This window comes from Thermodesulfatator autotrophicus (assembly GCF_001642325.1).
Lineage (GTDB): Bacteria > Desulfobacterota > Thermodesulfobacteria > Thermodesulfobacteriales > Thermodesulfatatoraceae > Thermodesulfatator > Thermodesulfatator autotrophicus.
Genome location: NZ_LSFI01000077.1, coordinates 1 through 1676, shown reverse-complemented (window position 1 = coordinate 1676; position 1676 = coordinate 1). Strand labels below are relative to the sequence as shown.

General features: G+C 45.9%; 2 protein-coding genes. Both read right to left on the bottom strand.

Translation table 11 applies throughout. The features are described 5' to 3' along the window. On the bottom strand, nt 1-251 hold a 251-nt coding region (locus TH606_RS10730; RefSeq protein WP_331710698.1), incomplete at its 3' end, for a biotin carboxylase N-terminal domain-containing protein. A 2-nt stretch (nt 252-253) separates the two neighbouring features. Further along, complete coding sequence (locus TH606_RS10725) at nt 254-1549, bottom strand: adenylosuccinate synthase (RefSeq protein WP_068543924.1); 1296 nt, start codon at nt 1547-1549, stop codon at nt 254-256. Nucleotides 1550-1676: the final 127 nt, after the last annotated feature.

Sequence of the window (1676 nt, the reverse complement as noted above, 5' to 3'; positions counted from 1 at the left end):
GAAAAAAAACCATACCCAGGGTGAATGGCTGTACATTTGGCCTCATCGGCCACGGCTAAAATATCATTAGCATCGCGATAGCTGGAAATGCGAAAGCAGGGCTTACCTTTGGCTTGAGGAATCTTTACGTGAAGGCTTTGCTCATCTCCTGGAGCATAGACAACCACATAATCCAGATCTAAAGCCTCACAGGCTTCCATTATGCGCAGGGCGATCTCCCCTCTATTGGCTATAAGGACCCGTTCTTTCATATTTACGACTCAAAGGGATTCCTCAAAACAATAGTTTGGTCACGCGAAGGGCCGACAGAAACTATATTAACAGGAACCCCGGTAAACTCTTCAATAAATTTCAGATAATTTTTACAATTCTCTGGCAAATCTTCAAGTTTTTTTATACCTGAAATGTCCTCTTGCCAGCCAGGTAATTCTTCGTAAATGGGTTTTAAGTTAGAAAAAACCTTGATATTTCCTGGAATATTTTCCAGGCGCTTTCCATCATACTCATAAGCCACACAAACTTTTAAGGGGTCAAGGCCAGATAGCACATCAAGCTTGGTAATAGTAAGAGAGGAAAGCCCGTTTAGTCTCACGGCTTCTTTTAGTACCACACCGTCAAGCCAGCCACAGCGTCTCGGGCGCCCGGTGGTAGAACCATACTCCCCGCCGCGTTCGCGCAGGTGAAGCCCGGTGTCGTCAGAAAGCTCGGTAGGAAACGGCCCCCCACCTACCCTGGTGGTGTAGGCTTTACATATTCCCATGACTTCGTCAATGGTAGTAGGGCCTACCCCTGCCCCGTGACAGGCCCCTCCGGCTACGGTATTAGAGGAAGTAACAAAAGGATAAGTGCCGTGATCAATATCAAGCTGGGTGCCCTGAGCGCCCTCAAAAAGGATTCGTGCTTTTTGCTGGCGGGCCTTTTCAAGCTCTATCGCTACATTGGCTACATAAGGCGCAAGCCTTTCCCCCATGCGCAAATAGCTCTCAAAAATTTCATCAAAAGACAAACCATCTGCTCCTAAATACTTCTCAAGATAAAAATTCTTTTCCTCAAGTATTTCTGAAAGTTTTTCATGGAAAAGCTCTTTATCTAAAAGGTCTCCTACTTTTATACCCCGACGGGCGATTTTATCTTCGTAGCAAGGGCCTATGCCGCGGCCGGTAGTGCCAATTTTGGTCTTTCCGGCCTTGGCCTCGCGGGCCAGATCAATGGCTTTATGGTACGGCATAATGAGATGGGCGCGTTCACTGATTAAAAGCCTTCCAGGCTCAACAGGGATGCCTTTGCTAGTCAGATTATCTATCTCCTGAAGCAGGACCGATGGGTCTATCACCACGCCGTTTCCAATAAGGCATTTTTTACTTTCGTGAAATATGCCAGAAGGGATGAGATGGAGAATAAACTTGTGGCCGTCAAACATAATAGTATGGCCGGCGTTGTTCCCACCCTGAAAACGAACAATAACATCGGCGTAAGCCGTAAGTAAATCAACTATTTTACCTTTACCTTCATCACCCCACTGGGTACCTACAATAACAACCGAGGCCATGACACAATCCTCCTATTATACATTCCAGCGGTGGAAAATACTTAAGACCTGAGCAAAAGTCAAATTTAAAAAACCGTTTTTATCGGCGAGGGAAAAATTTCATAGTGTTTCGTCAACTGTGTCCGCA

Coding starts and splice junctions, on each gene's coding strand:
- TH606_RS10725 (WP_068543924.1), bottom strand. CDS start 1,549: ATGGCCTCGGTTGTTATTGTAGGTACCCAGTGGGGTGATGAAGGTAAA.